At 58.2% G+C, this 18,073-nt stretch carries 16 protein-coding genes; 6 read left to right on the top strand and 10 right to left on the bottom strand.

Features of this window, described 5'->3' with window-relative positions; all coding sequences use genetic code 11:
* Window positions 1-5: 5 nt before the first annotated feature.
* Genes sdhA through sdhC form a run of 3 tightly spaced genes read right to left on the bottom strand, consistent with a single transcriptional unit; the run spans window position 6 to window position 2,521 of the window.
* Entirely contained in the window at window positions 6-1,781 is a 1,776-nt protein-coding gene (gene sdhA, locus JFU47_RS25635; RefSeq protein WP_140681893.1) for a succinate dehydrogenase flavoprotein subunit, read from the bottom strand.
* 3 nt (window positions 1,782-1,784) lie between these two features.
* Window positions 1,785-2,153: a succinate dehydrogenase, hydrophobic membrane anchor protein gene (gene sdhD, locus JFU47_RS25630; protein WP_123364598.1), complete on the bottom strand. Its 369-nt coding sequence runs from the start codon at window positions 2,151-2,153 to the stop codon at window positions 1,785-1,787.
* The gene (gene sdhC, locus JFU47_RS25625) at window positions 2,147-2,521 is read right to left on the bottom strand and encodes a succinate dehydrogenase, cytochrome b556 subunit (RefSeq protein WP_046048044.1); all 375 of its coding nucleotides are present in this window, start codon (window positions 2,519-2,521) and stop codon (window positions 2,147-2,149) included. Before sdhC ends, sdhD begins: the two co-directional genes overlap by 7 nt.
* A gap of 363 nt (window positions 2,522-2,884) precedes the next feature.
* On the opposite strand from sdhC, the gene gltA reads away from it, so the two are divergent.
* Entirely contained in the window at window positions 2,885-4,174 is a 1,290-nt protein-coding gene (gene gltA / locus JFU47_RS25620; RefSeq protein WP_008148584.1) for a citrate synthase, read from the top strand.
* A gap of 995 nt (window positions 4,175-5,169) precedes the next feature.
* On the opposite strand, the gene JFU47_RS25615 is transcribed toward gltA, so the two are convergent.
* The 3 genes from JFU47_RS25615 to JFU47_RS25605 all read right to left on the bottom strand — a co-directional run bounded on the left by JFU47_RS25615 (window position 5,170) and on the right by JFU47_RS25605 (window position 8,225).
* Window positions 5,170-6,828 carry a cation acetate symporter gene (locus tag JFU47_RS25615; RefSeq protein WP_123364597.1) on the bottom strand — a complete coding sequence of 553 codons (1,659 nt, stop codon included), beginning with the start codon at window positions 6,826-6,828 and terminating at the stop codon, window positions 5,170-5,172.
* On the bottom strand, window positions 6,825-7,136 hold the full coding sequence (locus tag JFU47_RS25610) for a DUF485 domain-containing protein (protein WP_129442278.1): 312 nt from the start codon (window positions 7,134-7,136) through the stop codon (window positions 6,825-6,827). Before JFU47_RS25610 ends, JFU47_RS25615 begins: the two co-directional genes overlap by 4 nt.
* Window positions 7,137-7,373: 237 nt before the next feature.
* On the bottom strand, window positions 7,374-8,225 hold the full coding sequence (locus JFU47_RS25605) for a glycine betaine ABC transporter substrate-binding protein (RefSeq protein ID WP_056745045.1): 852 nt from the start codon (window positions 8,223-8,225) through the stop codon (window positions 7,374-7,376).
* A 286-nt stretch (window positions 8,226-8,511) separates the two neighbouring features.
* Between JFU47_RS25605 and JFU47_RS25600 the strand changes: the two genes are divergently transcribed.
* On the top strand, window positions 8,512-10,107 hold the full coding sequence (locus JFU47_RS25600; protein WP_201186540.1) for a glycoside hydrolase family 17 protein: 1,596 nt from the start codon (window positions 8,512-8,514) through the stop codon (window positions 10,105-10,107).
* 40 nt (window positions 10,108-10,147) lie between these two features.
* On the opposite strand, the gene JFU47_RS25595 is transcribed toward JFU47_RS25600, so the two are convergent.
* On the bottom strand, window positions 10,148-10,516 hold the full coding sequence (locus tag JFU47_RS25595; protein WP_201186538.1) for a hypothetical protein: 369 nt from the start codon (window positions 10,514-10,516) through the stop codon (window positions 10,148-10,150).
* A gap of 224 nt (window positions 10,517-10,740) precedes the next feature.
* Between JFU47_RS25595 and JFU47_RS25590 the strand changes: the two genes are divergently transcribed.
* Both JFU47_RS25590 and JFU47_RS25585 read left to right on the top strand, forming a co-directional pair.
* Window positions 10,741-12,039, top strand: a complete 1,299-nt coding sequence (locus JFU47_RS25590) for a serine/threonine protein kinase (protein ID WP_201186536.1) — start codon at window positions 10,741-10,743, stop codon at window positions 12,037-12,039.
* Window positions 12,032-12,820 (top strand): MlaA family lipoprotein, encoded by a 789-nt coding sequence (locus JFU47_RS25585; RefSeq protein WP_201186534.1) that lies wholly within the window; start codon window positions 12,032-12,034, stop codon window positions 12,818-12,820. The genes JFU47_RS25590 and JFU47_RS25585 overlap by 8 nt, the downstream gene beginning before the upstream one ends.
* Before the next feature lie 183 nt (window positions 12,821-13,003).
* Here JFU47_RS25585 and JFU47_RS25580 read toward each other — a convergent pair whose 3' ends face one another.
* Window positions 13,004-13,918 (bottom strand): DUF808 domain-containing protein, encoded by a 915-nt coding sequence (locus tag JFU47_RS25580; protein WP_201186532.1) that lies wholly within the window; start codon window positions 13,916-13,918, stop codon window positions 13,004-13,006.
* Between the two features lie 134 nt (window positions 13,919-14,052).
* Between JFU47_RS25580 and JFU47_RS25575 the strand changes: the two genes are divergently transcribed.
* Entirely contained in the window at window positions 14,053-14,661 is a 609-nt protein-coding gene (locus JFU47_RS25575) for a TetR/AcrR family transcriptional regulator (protein WP_046054318.1), read from the top strand.
* A gap of 112 nt (window positions 14,662-14,773) precedes the next feature.
* On the opposite strand, the gene JFU47_RS25570 is transcribed toward JFU47_RS25575, so the two are convergent.
* Entirely contained in the window at window positions 14,774-15,232 is a 459-nt protein-coding gene (locus JFU47_RS25570) for an REP-associated tyrosine transposase (protein ID WP_201187335.1), read from the bottom strand.
* A 215-nt stretch (window positions 15,233-15,447) separates the two neighbouring features.
* A complete protein-coding gene (locus JFU47_RS25565; RefSeq protein ID WP_149629130.1) occupies window positions 15,448-15,888 on the bottom strand; it encodes a GlcG/HbpS family heme-binding protein in 441 nt (146 codons plus the stop codon).
* 267 nt (window positions 15,889-16,155) lie between these two features.
* On the opposite strand from JFU47_RS25565, the gene gcl reads away from it, so the two are divergent.
* The gene (gcl, locus tag JFU47_RS25560; protein WP_201186530.1) at window positions 16,156-17,931 is read left to right on the top strand and encodes a glyoxylate carboligase; all 1,776 of its coding nucleotides are present in this window, start codon (window positions 16,156-16,158) and stop codon (window positions 17,929-17,931) included.
* Window positions 17,932-18,073 lie beyond the last annotated feature (142 nt).

Raw genomic sequence — 18,073 nt, 5'->3', positions numbered from 1 at the left:
TACCCTTAATAAGTCCGAATCATTGGTTCAAAGGTCGGGACTGTTTTTGGCGAGAAGTTCACGGCACGCTTGGTAACGCGCTTCTCACCCGGGAAATACAGGGTGTGGCACAGCCAGTTAACGTCATCGCGCTCTTCGAAGTCTTCACGGGCGTGAGCGCCGCGGGACTCTTTGCGGATTTCTGCGGCGATGGCGGTAGCTTCGGCCACTTCCAGCAGGTTCTGCAATTCCAGAGCTTCGATACGAGCGGTGTTGAACGCCTGACTCTTGTCGTTGATCTTGACGTTGGCGATACGGCCACGCAGATCAGCCAGCTGGGCAATACCCTTCTGCATGTATTCGCCGGTACGGAATACACCGAAGTAGTTCTGCATGCAGCTTTGCAGCTCTTTACGCAGGGTGGCGACGTCTTCACCTTCGGTACGCGAGTTCAGGCCATCGAGACGTGCCAGGGCAGCGTCGATGTCGGACTGGCGAGCGCGGGTGTAGTCGACGCCTTCTTTCAGGGTCTGTTCCAGGAACAGGCCGGCGGCACGGCCGAACACTACCAGGTCGAGCAGCGAGTTGCCGCCCAGACGGTTGGCACCGTGAACCGATACGCAAGCCACTTCGCCTACTGCGAACAGGCCCGGGATGATCTGGTCAACGCCGTCGGCATCCTGAGTGATTGCCTGACCGTGAATGTTGGTCGGCACGCCGCCCATCATATAGTGGCAGGTTGGAACGACCGGAATCGGCGACACGGCTGGGTCGACGTGGGCGAAGGTCTTGGACAATTCCATGATGCCTGGCAGACGGCTGTGCAGAACTTCTTCACCGAGGTGATCGAGTTTCAGCATTACGTGGTCGCCATCCGGACCGCAACCGTTGCCGGCGATGATTTCTTTAACCATCGAGCGAGCAACAACGTCACGACCAGCCAGGTCTTTGGCGTTCGGAGCATAACGCTCCATGAAACGCTCGCCGTGCTTGTTGATCAGGTAACCGCCTTCACCGCGGCAGCCTTCAGTAACCAGTACACCGGCGCCGGCGATGCCGGTTGGGTGGAACTGCCACATTTCAATGTCTTGTACCGGTACGCCAGCACGCAGAGCCATGCCGACGCCGTCACCGGTGTTGATCAGGGCATTGGTGGTGGACGAGTAGATACGGCCTGCACCGCCAGTCGCCAGTACAGTGGCGTTAGCACGGACGTAGGAAGTTTCGCCGGTTTCGATGCAGATGACGATCATGCCGACAAAGGCACCATCTTCGTTCTTCACCAGGTCGACACCGTAGTATTCGTTGAGGAATACAGTGCCGGCCTTGAGGTTGGCCTGGTACAGGGTATGCAGCAGTGCGTGACCGGTACGGTCGGCAGCGGCGCACGTACGGGCAGCCTGGCCACCTTTACCGAAGTCTTTCGACTGACCGCCGAACGGACGCTGATAGATGCGGCCCTGCTCGGTACGGGAGAACGGCAAGCCCATGTGCTCGAGCTCAAAGACCGCTTCCGGGCCTACGGAACACATGTATTCGATAGCGTCCTGGTCACCGATATAGTCGGAACCCTTGACGGTATCGTACATGTGCCAGCGCCAGTCATCGTTCGGATCTGCCGAGGCGATGGCGCAGGTGATGCCACCCTGGGCGGATACGGTGTGCGAGCGAGTCGGGAAAACCTTGGTTACCACGGCAGTCTTGTGACCACCTTGTGCCAGTTGCAGCGCAGCGCGCATGCCAGCACCGCCGCCGCCAATAATAATGGCGTCGAACGAAAGCGTATTAACTGTAGTAGACATGAATCAGATACCCCAAAGAATCTGCACACCCCAGACGAAGTAGGCGAACATCGCAATGCCGCATACTGCCTGGAAGAGGAAACGTACTGCAGTCGCGGACTTGCCCAGCGCCATCGGCGTCAGGTAGTCGGTCGCGATGGTCCACATGCCAACCCAGGCGTGAGCGCCCAGGGCCACCAGGGCCAGCAGACTGAAGATACGCATCCCGTTGCTTGCAAACAGCTCGTGCCATTGGGCGTAGCCAATGCCAGGGTGCGCTGCCAGGTATCCAATCAGGAAAATGAAATAAGCCGCGAGAACAACCGCAGACACACGCTGCGCCATCCAGTCATAGAGGCCGGAACGCGACAGGTTCGTTACGCTGGTTACCATATCCAAACTCCCGCCAGAACGATCAACACCGCAGACACGGCGATAATGATTTTCGAGCCCAGCTTGCCGCCTTCCAGCGTCTCACCGATGCCCATGTCCATGATCAAATGGCGCACGCCGGCTACCATGTGATACAGCAAGGCAGAGAGGAGGCCCCATGCTACGAACTTGGCCAGCGGACTGGTCAAGCATGCCTTCACCTCGACAAAACCTTCCTCGGAACCCAGAGATTTGCCCAATGCATACAGCATGAAGCCAAGGCCCAGGAAGAGGATGATGCCGGAAACACGGTGAAGAAACGACGTAACGCCGGTGATGGGGAGTTTGATGGTCCTAAGGTCTAGGTTTACAGGTCGTTGGCTTTTCACGGCTTTTTTTTCACACTGAAGAGCCCCTAACAATCAGGGCAAAGTTGTTGGGGAGTGCACTGGTCAGGTAACCACTACCCAGGGATGCGACCCCCAACAAAGCAGGCCAAAAAGCCCCTGGCGGTCGGTGGCCGAGTATAGACAGTTAGGCTACTAATGACAACGCGTTCACCTCCCCCTAATAGCTCATTGCACAAGTCGCATAAAAGGCGTAAATGGCAGTCAATTTCGAGGAAAAAGTCCGGTTAAAGCCTTCTGGAGCAAGACTTTAGGCAAATTGACATTCGAATTTATCTCACTATAGTGGTGCGGGCCCTGCGTGGGGGGTCTGTCTGATGATTTCAAGCATAAATAGGAGGCCACATGGCTGACAAAAAAGCGCAGTTGATCATCGAGGGCGCAGCCCCCGTCGAGCTGCCCATTTTAACCGGCACCGTTGGTCCCGATGTAATCGATGTTCGGGGCCTGACGGCCACGGGCCGTTTCACCTTTGACCCTGGTTTCATGTCGACAGCTTCCTGCGAGTCGAAGATCACCTATATCGACGGCGACAACGGCATCCTGCTGCACCGCGGCTACCCGATCGAACAGTTGGCTGAAAAGTCGGACTACCTGGAAACCTGCTATCTGCTGCTCAACGGCGAATTGCCGACCGCAGAACAGAAGGCCCAGTTCGTCAGCACCGTGAAGAACCACACCATGGTTCACGAGCAGCTGAAGACCTTCTTCAACGGCTTCCGTCGCGACGCCCACCCGATGGCCGTCATGTGCGGCGTAGTCGGCGCCCTCTCGGCCTTCTACCACGACTCCCTGGACATCAATAACCCGCAGCATCGCGAAATCTCCGCGATCCGCCTGGTTGCCAAGATGCCGACCCTGGCAGCGATGGTTTACAAGTACTCGATGGGGCAACCCATGATGTACCCGCGCAACGACCTGACGTACGCGGAAAACTTCCTGCACATGATGTTCAACACCCCGTGCGAGATCAAACCGATCAGCCCGGTGCTCGCCAACGCCATGGACAAGATCTTCATCCTCCATGCCGACCACGAGCAGAACGCATCGACTTCCACCGTACGCCTGGCCGGCTCTTCGGGTGCCAACCCGTTCGCCTGTATCGCCGCCGGCATCGCTGCACTGTGGGGCCCTGCCCACGGCGGCGCGAACGAAGCTGTTCTGACCATGCTCGATGAAATTGGCGATGTGTCGAACATCGACAAGTACATCGCCAAGGCCAAGGACAAGAACGATCCGTTCAAACTGATGGGCTTCGGTCACCGTGTTTACAAAAACCGCGACCCACGCGCAACTGTCATGAAGCAGACCTGCGACGAAGTGCTGAAGGAACTGGGCATCACCAACGATCCGCAACTCGAACTGGCCATGCGCCTGGAAGAGATCGCCCTGACCGACCCGTACTTCATCGAACGCTCGCTGTACCCGAACGTCGACTTCTACTCGGGGATCATCCTCAAGGCGATCGGCATTCCAACCAGCATGTTCACCGTCATCTTCGCTTTGGCACGGACCGTCGGCTGGATCTCCCACTGGAAAGAAATGCTCTCCAGCCCGTACAAGATTGGCCGCCCGCGCCAGCTGTACACCGGCTACGAGTCGCGTGACATCACCAAGTTGGAAGACCGCAAATAAGACCTGTCTTGCGATAACGTCTTGAGTTGCACCGGAAACGGCCTCTATTTATATAGAGGCCGTTTTTGTTTGTGCGGCGGTGGCGTGGTGTGGGATTGGGGGCATATCCGTTGCTGCGGTAACGGCTACTTAGGGTTTCGCTTTTACAGCGACTCACTTTTCCAGACGCCGGAATGCCGGCCCAGCGAAAAGTAAACAAAAGGCTTCGCCCCGGCGTACGGCGCCTCGCTACGGTGCCCATCAGGGGGCATCGCCTCCGGTCGGCTTCGCTTCGACCTCCTCTCGATGTGTGCGGCTTCGCCGCACGGCGCTACGCGCCTAACCCCCTGATGGACACCTACGCTCGGCCTGCCGAAGGGGCGAAAGATCAAAAGCAGATCAAGGGCTGTGCGAGCCTGCTCGCGAAGGCGGTGGATCAGGCACAGCAATGTTGATTGAACCGCCGCCATCGCGAGCAGGCTCGCTCCCACAATGAATCGGCGTACCCGCTTCGCTCTTAACCACTCATCAGGCCGAGCGTTAGCTCGCCTTCAGCTTTTGATCTTGCTTTTGATTTTGATCTACCCGCCCTTCGGAAGGCTGAGTGGAGGCATTCATCTGGGGGGCTGGCGCGTAGCGCCGTTCGACGAAGTCGAACACATCGAGAGGAGGTCGAAGCGAAGCCGACCGGAGGCGATGCCCCCAGATGAATGCCGGAACGAAGGAACACCGAGCCCTAGCGAGGGGCCGGACGCCGGGGCGAGCCTTTTTTTTGCTTACTTTTTTTGAGGCGCTTGTCAAAAAAAGTGAGTCGCCGTAAGGGCGAAACCCTAAGTAGCCGTTACCGCAGGAACGGATATGTACCCCAGTCAACAACAGCATGGTCGGCCCAAAGGCCGCCACAACAAACAAGCCCACCCACTAACAATCCGATAACCGCCCACAAAAAAAAATGCCCCGATCTCTCGACCGGGGCATTTGCATTTAACGCAACTTACACAGATAAACCTGAAGCCTTAGTGAGCTACCGCCCCACTCGCCCCCAAACCAGTCTGCGAACGAACAAACTGCGGGAAGAACAGCGCACGCTCATTAACGCCGGCCGTCGACTTGTCAGTGATCGAGAAGAACCAGATCCCGATAAACGCAATGGCCATGGAGAACAGCGCCGGGTACTCATACGGGAAGATAGCCTTCTCGTGATGCAGGATCTGCACCCAAATGGTAGGACCAAGGACCATCAAACCAACGGCACTGATCAGACCCAACCAGCCACCGATCATCGCCCCACGCGTGGTCAACTTCTTCCAGTACATGGAAAGCAGCAGCACCGGGAAGTTACAGCTTGCCGCGATGGAGAACGCCAGGCCCACCATGAACGCGATGTTCTGGCTTTCGAACAGAATGCCCAGGCCGATCGCCAACACACCCAGGCAGACGGTGGTGATTTTCGAAACGCGAATCTCGTCCTTGTCGTTGGCCTTGCCCTTCTTGATCACGCTGGCGTAAAGGTCGTGAGACACCGCCGTAGCACCGGCCAGCGTCAAACCAGCCACCACAGCCAGAATGGTTGCGAACGCGACTGCCGAGATGAAGCCCAGGAAGATACTGCCACCTACCGCGTTGGCCAGGTGCACCGCCGCCATGTTGTTGCCGCCCAACAGCGCGCCAGCAGCATCTTTAAAGGCAGGGTTGGTGCTGACCAGCAAGATCGCGCCGAAGCCGATGATGAACGTCAAGATGTAGAAGTAGCCGATGAAGCCGGTTGCATACAGCACGCTCTTGCGAGCTTCTTTTGCGTCACTCACGGTGAAGAAGCGCATCAGAATGTGCGGCAGGCCAGCGGTACCGAACATCAGTGCCAGGCCAAGCGAGAATGCCGAGACCGGATCTTTCACCAGGCCGCCCGGGCTCATGATCGCTTCACCTTTAGGGTGAACCTTGATCGCCTCGGAAAACAGCAAGCTGAAGTCGAAGTTGACGTGCTTCATGACCATCAGCGCCATGAACGTAGCACCGGACAGCAGCAACACGGCCTTGATGATCTGCACCCAAGTGGTCGCCAGCATGCCGCCGAACAACACGTACATGCACATCAGGATACCGACCAGGATCACGGCAACGTAGTAGTCGAGACCGAACAGCAGCTGAATCAGCTTGCCGGCACCGACCATTTGCGCGATCAGGTAGAACGCCACCACCACCAGCGAACCGCAAGCAGACAGCGTGCGGATCTGGGTTTGCCCAAGGCGGTAGGACGCCACGTCGGCAAAGGTGTATTTACCCAGGTTACGCAGGCGCTCGGCGATCAGGAACAGAATGATCGGCCAGCCCACCAGGAACCCGATCGAGTAGATCAGGCCGTCGTAGCCAGAAGTGAACACCAGGGCGGAAATACCCAGGAAGGACGCCGCCGACATGTAGTCACCGGCGATCGCCAGACCGTTCTGCAAGCCGGTGATCTTGCCACCCGCCGCATAGTAGTCGGCTGCCGAATTGTTGCGCTTGGAAGCCCAGTAGGTGATGCACAGGGTCAGACCAACGAACGCGACGAACATCAGGATCGCGGAAACGTTGAGCGGTTGTTTTTGCACTTCGCCGGTCAGGGCTTCACCTGCCCAGGCGCCAGGTGCAAAGGCTGCGATGCTCAATAGAGCCATTAGACGCCGGATCATTGCTGAGCCTCCTTGAGAATCGCATTGTTCAGGTCGTCGAATTCGCCATTGGCGCGTCGTACGTAGATTGCAGTCAGGATAAAGGCCGAGAGAATCAGCCCGACACCAATCGGTATCCCCCAGGTAATTGAAGACTCGGGGCTGATTTTCGCCCCCAGAATATGCGGCCCGTAAGCAATCAAAAGGATGAATCCGGAGTAAAGCCCAAGCATGATCGCCGAAAGAATCCAGGCGAACCGTTCTCGCTTACTAACCAGCTCCTTGAAGAGCGGGCTGTTTTGAATCGAGAGGTAAATGCTGTCGTTCATTGTTTTTATCCTCGCAGCACAGATGAAGTTGGAACGCTATCCACTCTATGCGGCTACGGAACTGGTTCCAGACGACCTTAGTATTAGAACGACATGACGGTTTTGCCTTTTTCAGCAAATAATAATTAGCCTGCTTTGCACCCATCTTCTATCTACAAGAATGCGGGAATGCAAAAGGCCGCTTGGCAGTGATACCAAGCGGCCCTGTAAGGTGCTGACTAGACGCGTCAGCTCAAATCATTTAGTCCAATCTGCAACGCGTTCCGGGTGTTTGGCGACCCAATCCTTCGCGGCGGCTTCAGGTTTGGCACCATCCTGAATGGCCAACATGACTTCGCCGATTTCGTCTTTCGACGCCCACTGGAAGTTCTTCATGAACTTGGCAACTTCCGGAGCCTTGGTTGCCAGTTCTTTGCTGCCGATGTTGTTTACAGTTTCAGCCGCGCCATAAACGCCTTTCGGGTCGTCCAGGAAGCGCAGTTTCCACTTGGCGAACATCCAGTGCGGCACCCAACCGGTGACAGCAATGGATTCGTTTTTCTTCTCGGCACGGGTCAGCTCGGCAATCATGCCGGCGCCGGAACTGGCCTTGAGTTGATAGCCGGTCAGATCGTAGTCCTTGATTGCCTGTTCGGACTTGAGCATTACGCCCGAACCGGCGTCGATGCCGACGATGCGACCCTTGAAGCTGTCGTCGGTTTTCAGATCGGCAATACTTTTAGCTTTGACGTACTCCGGCACGATCAGGCCAATTCTTGCGTCCTTGAAGTTCGGACCGTAATCGACGACTTGATCCTTGTTCTTGGTCCAGTATTCACCATGAGTCACAGGCAACCACGCAGACATCATGGCATCGAGTTTGCCAGTGGCCACGCCCTGCCACATGATCCCGGTGGCGACTGCTTGCAGTTTCACGTCATAACCGAGTTTCTGCCTGATCACTTCAGCGGCCACGTTGGTCGTGGCAACACTGTCCGACCAGCCGTCGACATAACCGATAGTCACTGCCTTGCCTTCGGCGCTGGCTACAGTAGAACTGATCGCCAGCACCAAAGCGGCACCTGCGCCCAAGAGTCGTCGCATCTTCATCGTTACTTCCCCGAAAGTGCTGCGCTCGACGGATGCCGAGTCGCGTCAACGTATTGTTATGGTGCACAGCGCCCCCATCACGCCCACCGCAAACTCGTCCGAACATCAGCGGAGTACTGATGCGTCGATAATCAACCTCACGACAATGGCGACCTTCTCTGCCAGCGACCTCAAGGCATCGAGAAACGACATCAGAACGCCATTAATCTAGACCACCGGAAGCCCGCCGGCCAATCCGCCCAAACTTTGCATGTCAAAAGTATGCAGGCCACCAAGCACGCGGCAAATGAAGGTAACATGCGCGGCTTTGCTCCCAGACGGCCTGACCATGCCCGCGACATCCCGCTTTCCTTTTTTTGCTTATCTATTCGCCTGCCTGCTGGGGCTTTTTGCCCTTGGTGGCTTCTGGTACGGCCTCGGGAAACCGGTGGTGCTGCCGGACGTGGCCAGCGCGACGCACAAGTTGCAATGCGCCTCCTACACCCCGTTCGACAAGGACCAATCGCCGTTCGATCAGCCGTTCAAACTGCGCCCCGAGCGCATGGATGCCGACCTCGCGCTGCTGGCCAAAAGCTTCGAATGCATCCGCACCTATTCCATGACCGGCCTCGAGGCCCTGCCCGACCTGGCGCGCAAGCACGGGCTGAAACTGATGATCGGCGCCTGGGTCAACAGCAACCCTGTGGACACTGCCAAGGAAGTCGACCTGCTGATCGCCTCGGCCAACACCAACGCGGACGTAGTGACCTCGGTGATCGTCGGTAACGAAACCCTGTTACGCAAAGAAGTCACTGGCGCGCAGCTGGCCAAGCTCATTAACAAAGTCAAAAGCCAGGTCAAACAACCTGTCACTTACGCCGACGTCTGGGAGTTCTGGCTCAAGCACCCGGAAATCGCCCCGGCGGTGGACTTCCTGACCATCCATTTGTTGCCGTACTGGGAAGATGACCCGTCAAATATCGACGCCGCCCTGCAGCATGTGGCCGAAGTACGTCAGGTGTTCGGCAACAAGTTCGCGCCCAAGGACGTGATGATTGGCGAAACCGGCTGGCCCAGCGAAGGCCGTCAGCGTGAAACCGCCCTGCCGAGCCGGGTCAATGAAGCCAAGTTCATTCGTGCTTTTGTCATCATGGCGGAGCAGCAAGGTTGGCATTACAACCTGATCGAAGCGTTCGACCAGCCATGGAAGCGCGCCAGCGAAGGTGCGGTCGGTGGTTACTGGGGGCTGTTCGATGCCGATCGCCAGGACAAGGGCGTGCTCGCCGGTCCGGTGTCGAACGTGCCTTACTGGACACAGTGGCTGGTGGTGGGTGGTTTGATCTTCCTTGGCACGCTAATCCTCGGCGGCCGCGTACGCAGTACTCGCGCCGCGCTGGTTCTACCGTTGCTCGGTGCGCTGGCCGCTTGCTCGATTGGCGCCTGGGGCGACCTGGCCCGTGTCACTACGCGGTTTACCAGTGAATGGTTGTGGGTCGCTTTGCTGACGGCTTTGAATGTGTTGGTGCTGGCCCATGCGGCACTGACCCTGAGCGCTCGCACCGGCTGGCGCGGACGCGCGTTCAACACGCTGGAACGTCGGGCGGGCTGGTTGCTCGCAGCGGCCGGTTTTGCCGCTGCGGTGACGATGCTGGAGCTGGTGTTCGATCCGCGTTATCGCAGCTTCCCGAGTGTCGCATTTATCCTGCCGGCGCTGGTCTATCTGTGCCGCCCGGTGAGCGTGCCGCGTCGGGAGATTGCCCTGCTGACCTTCATCATCGGTGCTGGCATTGCGCCGCAGCTTTACCGTGAAGGGTTGCAGAATCAGCAGGCATGGGGTTGGGCGCTGGTGAGTGTGTTGATGGTTGCAGCGTTGTGGCGCAGTTTGCGGGTTCGCAAGGCTTAGTCTTCGGCGCATCTGCCGGCCTGCTCTCGAATACTGACTATCAGGCGACGCGGGTCGCGCGGACCAAACGCAATCCAGCAATGACCACCGCAAAAACAGCCAACGTCGTGTTGTACAACGCCAGCGCCGGAAACCCGAACACCAGCGCCAGCACCGCCAACCACCACCCTGCCCGGCCCGGTAGCACAAACCCGGTAACGGCTGCCGCCAATGCCGCGAAACCCAAGACATTGAAGTGAATCATCAGGCCCAGGCTCGAACGAACCTGGCATTCCCAGCGACTCGCTTCGTCCACGCAGATGCCGACCCATTGAGCATCCTCCATAAAGCCATAACGCGCGCCATAACTGGCGGCCAGCCATAACGGCAGGAGAACGAGCAGCAGAATCACAGGCAGACGGCGGGACATGAAGCACTCCAATAAACGAAAACGGCGGCCAGCTTAATCTGCCGCTAGCGGTAAGCAAACGCGCGGAACAGATAATTGGCCACGAAATAGCTGCAAAGTGTATCGTCCGTCTACTATTACCCCAAAATTAGGCCTGATTGGTGCCGATCCATGGCACTTTGGCGCAACCCCCGTGGTCATAGCCTGCGAACTTCATTCGGCACCTTTCTCTAAGGGATCTAGTCATGCTCCGTTCCTTGCGCTTCGCCGCCCTGTTTGGCGGCCTTATTTTGAGTGCGTCCGCACTGGCCGTCGATATCGACGCTGCCAGCTATGGCTACCCCTTGACCAACCCGTTCGAGGCGACCATCGCGACGACACCGCCGGACCTGCGTCCGGATTTGCCGCTGGACGATGACATCAACCAGGAAACCCGCAGCGTCAGGTTACGCCCGGAGCGTGAGTTCGATTTGCCAGACAACTTCTGGCCGGTGAAGAAACTCACCTACCGCATCGCCACCCAGGATAAAGCCGCTCCGCTGATTTTCCTGATCGCCGGCACCGGCGCGCGCTATGACAGCAGCCTTAATGAATACCTGAAGAAGCTCTACTACAAGGCCGGCTACCACGTGGTGCAACTGTCGTCGCCCACCAGCTTCGACTTCATGAGCGCCGCCTCACGCTTTGCCACGCCCGGTATCACCAAGGAAGACGCCGAAGACATGTACCGGGTGATGCAGGCCGTGCGGGCACAAAACCCGCATGTGGAAGTTACCGATTACTACCTGACCGGTTACAGCCTGGGCGCACTGGATGCGGCGTTCGTCGCGCATCTGGATGAAACCCGCCGCAGCTTCAACTTCAAGAAAGTCTTGCTGCTCAACCCGCCGGTCAACCTCTACACCTCGATTACCAATCTGGACAAGCTCGTCCAGACCGAGGTCAAAGGCATCAACAACAGCACAACGTTCTATGAACTGGTGCTGAACAAACTGACCCGCTACTTCCAGCAGAAAGGCTACATCGACCTCAACGATGCCCTGCTCTACGACTTCCAGCAGTCCAAGCAGCACCTGAGCAACGAACAGATGGCCATGCTGATCGGCACTTCATTCCGCTTCTCGGCAGCCGACATTGCCTTCACCTCGGACCTGATCAACCGTCGCGGACTGATCACTCCACCGAAATACCCGATCACCGAAGGCACCACCCTCACGCCGTTCCTCAAACGCGCGCTGCAGTGCGACTTCGACTGCTACATCACCGAGCAAGTCATTCCGATGTGGCGCGCCCGCACCGACGGCGGCAGCCTGCTGCAACTGATCGACCAGGTCAGTTTGTATGCACTCAAGGATTACCTGCACGACAGCCCGAAAATCGCCGTCATGCACAATGCCGACGACGTGATTCTCGGCCCTGGTGACCTCGGCTTCCTGCGCAAGACCTTTGGCGATCGTTTGACCGTTTATCCACTGGGCGGCCATTGCGGCAACCTCAATTACCGCGTCAACAGCGACGCCATGCTGGAGTTCTTCCGTGGCTAAATACCTCCTGCTTATCGCAGCGCTACTCTGTGCAGGTGTCGCCAATGCCGACAACAGCAAAGCCAACGCGCCGGTTGTGATTGACAGTGACGGCTTCAAGGAGCCGCTGAGCAAACTCAAATTCAACCCGGGGCTGGATCAGCGCGAGTTCGAACGCTCGACGCTTAGCGCGCTGGCCGTCTACGACCCGCTGGAAGAGTGGAACCGTCGCGTCTACCACTTCAACTACCGTTTCGACCAATGGGTATTCCTGCCAGTGGTCGATGGCTATCGCTACATCACGCCGAGTTTCCTGCGCACCGGTGTCAGCAACTTCTTCAATAACCTCGGTGACGTGCCGAACCTGTTGAACAGCTTGCTGCAGTTCAAGGGGCAGCGCTCGATGGAAACCACCGCGCGCCTGCTGCTCAACACCACCGTCGGCATTGCCGGCCTGTGGGACCCGGCCACCGCCATGGGTCTGCCGCGCCAGAACGAAGACTTCGGCCAGACGCTGGGCTTCTACGGTGTACCCAGCGGCGCCTACTTCGTGTTACCGATCCTCGGCCCTTCGAACATCCGCGATACCGGCGGCCTGGTGGTGGACTTCAGCGCGGAATCGGCGATCAACTTCCTGAACGTCTCCGAGGTCAGCTCCAACCATCCTGAGGTCTGGCTACTGCGTGGCGTCGACAAGCGCTACCAGAACAGCTTCCGCTATGGCCAGCTGAACTCGCCGTTCGAGTACGAGAAAGTGCGCTACGTGTACACCGAGTCGCGCAAGTTGCAGATCGCCGAGTAATTCAACAAAAAAGGCCATTCGATGCAGATCGAATGGCCTTTTTCATGCCCGTAATCTCAATCACCACAAGTCAACTGTGGGAGCGAGCCTGCTCGCGAAAGTGGTGTATCAGTCAACGAGGATGTTGAATGTTATGGCCTCTTCGCGAGCAGGCTCGCTCCCACATTTAGACAGTGCCCGGCTTCAACCTTTCACTGCTTTCCAGAGCTTGCTGACAACCATCACACCCGCCAACACCACCGCCCCCGCCACAATCCCCGCCACCGCATTCAGCAACGTCGGCACGATAAACCCGGCACCACCCGCACCCGCGCTGACGCTTTCAATCCAGTGATGAACCACCGGCACGCCGTGGGTGAGAATTCCGCCACCCACCAGAAACATCGCCGCCGTGCCGATCACCGACAGGCTTTTCATCATGTACGGCGCCGCACGCAGGATCCCGCCGCCGATACTTTTGGCCATCTGGCCAGGCTTCTGGGTCAGCCACAAACCGAGGTCGTCGAGTTTGACGATGCCGGCCACCAGGCCATACACGCCAATGGTCATGACGATGGCAATGCCCGAAAGCACGATGACTTGTTGGGTCAGCGAGGCATCCGCCACGATGCCGAGGGTGATGGCGATGATTTCTGCAGAGAGAATGAAATCGGTGCGGATGGCGCCTTTGATCTTGTCCTGCTCGAACGCCACCAGATCGACCGCCGGATCAGCCACGGCCTCGACCAGCTCTGCATGCTCCGCCTGGTCTTCAGCCTTGCTGTGCAGGAATTTATGGGCCAGTTTCTCGAAACCTTCGAAACACAGGTACGCGCCGCCGATCATCAACAACGGCGTGACCAGCCACGGAATGAACGCGCTGATGGCCAACGCCGAGGGCACCAGGATCAGCTTGTTGAGAAACGAGCCCTTGGCCACCGCCCACACCACCGGGATTTCCCGCTCGGCACGCACACCGGAAACCTGTTGGGCATTGAGCGCCAGATCGTCGCCGAGCACGCCGGCAGTCTTCTTGGCGGCCATTTTGGTCATCAATGCCACGTCGTCGAGTACCGCGGCAATGTCGTCGATCAGCAACAGCAAACTGCTTCCTGCCATGAATCAGGTTTCCTTCTTGAGTGGATGCCGCGCAGCATAACGCGGCCGGGTGCCGCACGGGGCATTCTTGAGCGCCGCGCGAGGCCGGTGCTACCATGCGCAACCGCCAGAACAGGCAAGGAACCCCCTGGTTTATGAGCACTATCCGCGAGCGCAACAAAGAACTGATCCTGCGTGCCGCCAGTGAAGAATTTGCCGACAAGGGCTTCGCTGCGACCAAAACCAGTGACATCGCAGCCAAGGCGGGATTGCCCAAGCCCAACGTCTACTACTACTTCAAATCCAAGGAAAACCTCTACCGCGAGGTCCTGGAAAGCATCATCGAGCCGATCCTGCAGGCCTCGACACCGTTCAATGCCGACGGCGTGCCCAGTGAAGTGCTGAGCGGCTACATCCGCTCGAAAATCCGTATCTCCCGCGACCTGCCCTTCGCCTCCAAGGTGTTCGCCAGCGAAATCATGCACGGCGCCCCGCACCTGAGCGCCGATCTGGTTGAACGGCTCAACGGCCAGGCCAAGCACAACATCGACTGCATCCAGACCTGGATCGACCGCGGCCAGATCGCCCCGATCGACCCCAACCACCTGATGTTCAGCATCTGGGCCGCGACCCAGACCTATGCCGACTTCGACTGGCAGATTTCCGCGGTAACCGGAAAGGCCAAGCTGGATGAGGCCGACTATGAAGCGGCGGCGCAGACGATTATCCGGTTGGTGCTCAAGGGGTGTGAGCCCGACCGTTAAACCGTGGTGCGGCCATTCGCGAGCAAGCCCGCTCCCACACTCGATCTCCAACACACCGAAGATCCCCTGTGGGAGCGGGCTTGCTCGCGAATGGGGCAACTCAGTCCTGAGACTAAAGCCAAATGGCGTCCCACAACGGATAGTCGCCAAGTTTATCAACCAGCCCCGCCCGCAATGGGTTGGCGACAACATATCGAGCAAGCTTCACCAAATCCTCCTCCCGCCGCAATGCATGATCATGAAAACTCTGCTGCCAAAGACTGCCCGTCCTGCCAGTGGCGGCATTGATTGTTCGAGTACTTAACGATTTTGCCTGGCACATCAACTGGCCCAGCGACCCTTTTTGCAACTGGACAAGCCAATGAAAATGATCAGGCATGACGACAAAGGCCAAAGAGTCGGCAAACCCTTGGTCCTGTGCTTGCTTGAATTGGTGTACGACCAATCTTCCCAAGGTGAAATCCCTGAAAACCGGCTCCCGTTTCAGGGTATTGGCAGTCAAGAGATAGATCCGGTTTTGCTCGGCATAGCGGCCGATTCGCAGGCGATGTGAAGCTGACGGTTCAGGCATTCCTTTGCCTTCTCTCATGATGAATTCATGAGAAGGCTAGACGTGCGAATGCTTGAGGGTGCGGCAGACTTTTAGCTGGATGTGTCTGAGAGGCCGCCTTCGCGAGCAAGCCCGCTCCCACAGTTGATCTACAGTGTTCACACAATTTGTGTCCACAGACGAACCAATGTGGGAGCGGGCTTGCTCGCGAAGGCGGTAGATCAGTCACTACAAAATCAAGCAGTCACCCCCGCATCCGCCCGCAACCCCAGCGCCTCGATTGCGTTGATCGCACATTGCTCATCAACATCAGAAAGATCACCGCTGATCCCAACAGCCCCCAGCACATTCCCTTCCTGATCCCGAATCAGAACGCCGCCCGGTGCCGGGACGACGCTGCCCTGCCCCAGACTGTTCAAAGCGGCGATAAACGCCGGGCGTTGTTGTGCGTCCAGCGCCAGCAGGCGTGAGCCTTTGCCCAGGGCGATGGCGCCCCAGGCTTTGCCGATGGCGATCTGCGGGCGTAGCAGGCTGGCGCCGTCTTCACGCTGCAGGGTGACCAAGTGCCCACCCGCATCCAGTACTGCGATGGTCAATGGAGCCGCCGAGATTGCACGCCCTGCGGAGATAGCCTGATTGGCCAGGTTGACTGCAACTTTCAAGGTTAAAGCGCTCATGGTGCCGTCCTCATTTTGTTATAGGGAAAGCGGTTGGACTGTTTTTTGTTAAGCAGTCCGATGCAACAAATAGAACACAATGAGTTATTTTTTTGTATACAATAATTCTCGAAAAGCGCCACATGCGACGAAAAGCCACAGTAGATCGGGCTTCCGACGAATGAAACGGCCGCTTGAGAAAATGGATTGACCTGCGCCGTCCGCCGTGAATACACTCTGCGCAAAGCCACTTGTATACAATTATAAAACGTAAGAGGCACCAAAACCATGAGCAAAATGAGAGCAATCGAAGCCGCCGTTCTGGTGATGCGCCGTGAAGGGGTTGATACCGCTTTTGGCATCCCGGGCGCCGCGATCAACCCGCTGTACTCCGCCTTGCAGAAGGTCGGTGGCATCGATCACGTCCTCGCTCGCCACGTTGAAGGCGCCTCGCACATGGCCGAGGGCTACACCCGCACCAAGGCCGGCAACATCGGCGTGTGCATCGGCACTTCCGGACCTGCCGGTACCGACATGGTCACCGGGCTCTACAGCGCCTCGGCCGACTCGATCCCGATTCTTTGCATTACCGGCCAGGCCCCCCGCGCCCGTATGCATAAGGAAGACTTCCAGGCTGTCGACATCACCGCGATCGTCAAGCCAGTGACCAAGTGGGCAACCACCGTCATGGAACCGGGTCAGGTGCCTTACGCGTTCCAGAAAGCCTTCTACGAAATGCGCTCCGGCCGTCCGGGCCCGGTGCTGATCGATCTGCCGTTCGACGTGCAGATGGCTGAAATCGAATTCGACATCGACGCCTATGAACCACTGCCGCTGGCCAAGCCAACCGCTAACCGCGTGCAAATCGAGAAGGCCCTGGCCATGCTCGATCAGGCCGAGCGTCCGTTGTTGGTGGCCGGTGGCGGCATCATCAATGCCGACGCCAGCGAATTGCTGGTCGAGTTCGCCGAGCTGACCGGTATTCCGGTGGTCCCGACCCTGATGGGCTGGGGCACGATCCCGGACGATCACCCACTGATGGTCGGCATGGTCGGTCTGCAAACCTCGCACCGCTACGGCAACGCGACGATGCTCAAGTCCGACCTGGTGCTGGGCGTCGGTAACCGTTGGGCCAACCGTCACACCGGTTCGATCGACGTTTACACCGAAGGCCGCAAGTTCATTCACGTCGACATCGAACCGACCCAGATCGGCCGCGTGTTCACCCCGGACCTGGGCATCGTGTCCGACGCCGCTGCCGCGCTGACCGTGTTCATCGAAGTCGCTCGCGAATGGCAAGCCGCCGGCAAGCTGAAAAACCGCAGTGCCTGGTTGCAAGACTGCCAGCAGCGCAAATCCAGCCTGCAGCGCAAGACTCACTTCGACAACGTGCCGGTCAAGCCGCAGCGGGTTTACGAAGAGATGAACCAGGTGTTCGGCAAAGACACGTGCTACGTCAGCACCATCGGCCTGTCGCAGATTGCCGGCGCGCAGTTCCTGCACGTCTACAAACCGCGTCACTGGATCAACTGCGGTCAGGCCGGCCCGTTGGGCTGGACCATTCCGGCAGCGCTGGGTGTGGTCAAGGCTGATCCGACCCGCAAGGTCGTGGCACTGTCGGGCGACTATGACTTTCAGTTCATGATCGAAGAATTGGCGGTGGGCGCGCAGTTCAAGCTGCCGTACATCCACGTGGTGGTGAACAACTCGTACCTGGGGCTGATTCGTCAGGCTCAGCGCGGTTTCGACATGGACTACTGCGTACAGCTGTCCTTCGACAACCTGAACGCTCCGGAACTCAACGGTTACGGTGTCGACCACGTCGCAGTCGCCGAAGGCCTGGGCTGCAAGGCGCTGCGTGTGTTCGAACCGAGCCAGATCCAGCCTGCCCTGCGCAGGGCTCAGGAGCTGATCGAAGAGTTCAAGGTGCCGGTGATCGTCGAGGTTATTCTGGAGCGTGTGACCAACATTTCCATGGGCACCGAGATCAACGCCGTCAACGAATTCGAAGACCTGGCGCTGGTCGGCAACGATGCGCCGACTGCAATTTCGCTGCTGGATTGACCCGGTCTGGCCCCCTCTCCCCCCGGGAGAGGGCTGGGGTGAGGGAAAGGTTTTGCGGCGCTCGCATTATCGGGATCAGACTTCAGATTCCCCCTCACCCTAACCCTCTCCCCCAGGAGAGGGGACTGATCGCGTTTAGCCG

This window comes from Pseudomonas sp. TH39(2020) (assembly GCF_016650715.1).
In the GTDB taxonomy this organism is placed as follows: Bacteria; Pseudomonadota; Gammaproteobacteria; order Pseudomonadales; family Pseudomonadaceae; genus Aquipseudomonas; species Aquipseudomonas mandelii_C.
Note: the sequence above shows the minus strand (reverse complement) of the source record. Positions and strands in the feature narration are given on the sequence as shown.

Coding starts and splice junctions, on each gene's coding strand:
- JFU47_RS25580 (WP_201186532.1), bottom strand. CDS start 13,918: ATGGCAGGAAGCAGTTTGCTGTTGCTGATCGACGACATTGCCGCGGTA.
- JFU47_RS25605 (WP_056745045.1), bottom strand. CDS start 8,225: ATGAAGATGCGACGACTCTTGGGCGCAGGTGCCGCTTTGGTGCTGGCG.
- sdhA (WP_140681893.1), bottom strand. CDS start 1,781: ATGTCTACTACAGTTAATACGCTTTCGTTCGACGCCATTATTATTGGC.
- JFU47_RS25595 (WP_201186538.1), bottom strand. CDS start 10,516: ATGTCCCGCCGTCTGCCTGTGATTCTGCTGCTCGTTCTCCTGCCGTTA.
- JFU47_RS25570 (WP_201187335.1), bottom strand. CDS start 15,232: ATGCCTGAACCGTCAGCTTCACATCGCCTGCGAATCGGCCGCTATGCC.
- JFU47_RS25590 (WP_201186536.1), top strand. CDS start 10,741: ATGCTCCGTTCCTTGCGCTTCGCCGCCCTGTTTGGCGGCCTTATTTTG.
- JFU47_RS25575 (WP_046054318.1), top strand. CDS start 14,053: ATGAGCACTATCCGCGAGCGCAACAAAGAACTGATCCTGCGTGCCGCC.
- gltA (WP_008148584.1), top strand. CDS start 2,885: ATGGCTGACAAAAAAGCGCAGTTGATCATCGAGGGCGCAGCCCCCGTC.
- JFU47_RS25615 (WP_123364597.1), bottom strand. CDS start 6,828: ATGATCCGGCGTCTAATGGCTCTATTGAGCATCGCAGCCTTTGCACCT.
- gcl (WP_201186530.1), top strand. CDS start 16,156: ATGAGCAAAATGAGAGCAATCGAAGCCGCCGTTCTGGTGATGCGCCGT.
- JFU47_RS25610 (WP_129442278.1), bottom strand. CDS start 7,136: ATGAACGACAGCATTTACCTCTCGATTCAAAACAGCCCGCTCTTCAAG.
- JFU47_RS25565 (WP_149629130.1), bottom strand. CDS start 15,888: ATGAGCGCTTTAACCTTGAAAGTTGCAGTCAACCTGGCCAATCAGGCT.
- sdhD (WP_123364598.1), bottom strand. CDS start 2,153: ATGGTAACCAGCGTAACGAACCTGTCGCGTTCCGGCCTCTATGACTGG.
- JFU47_RS25600 (WP_201186540.1), top strand. CDS start 8,512: ATGAAGGTAACATGCGCGGCTTTGCTCCCAGACGGCCTGACCATGCCC.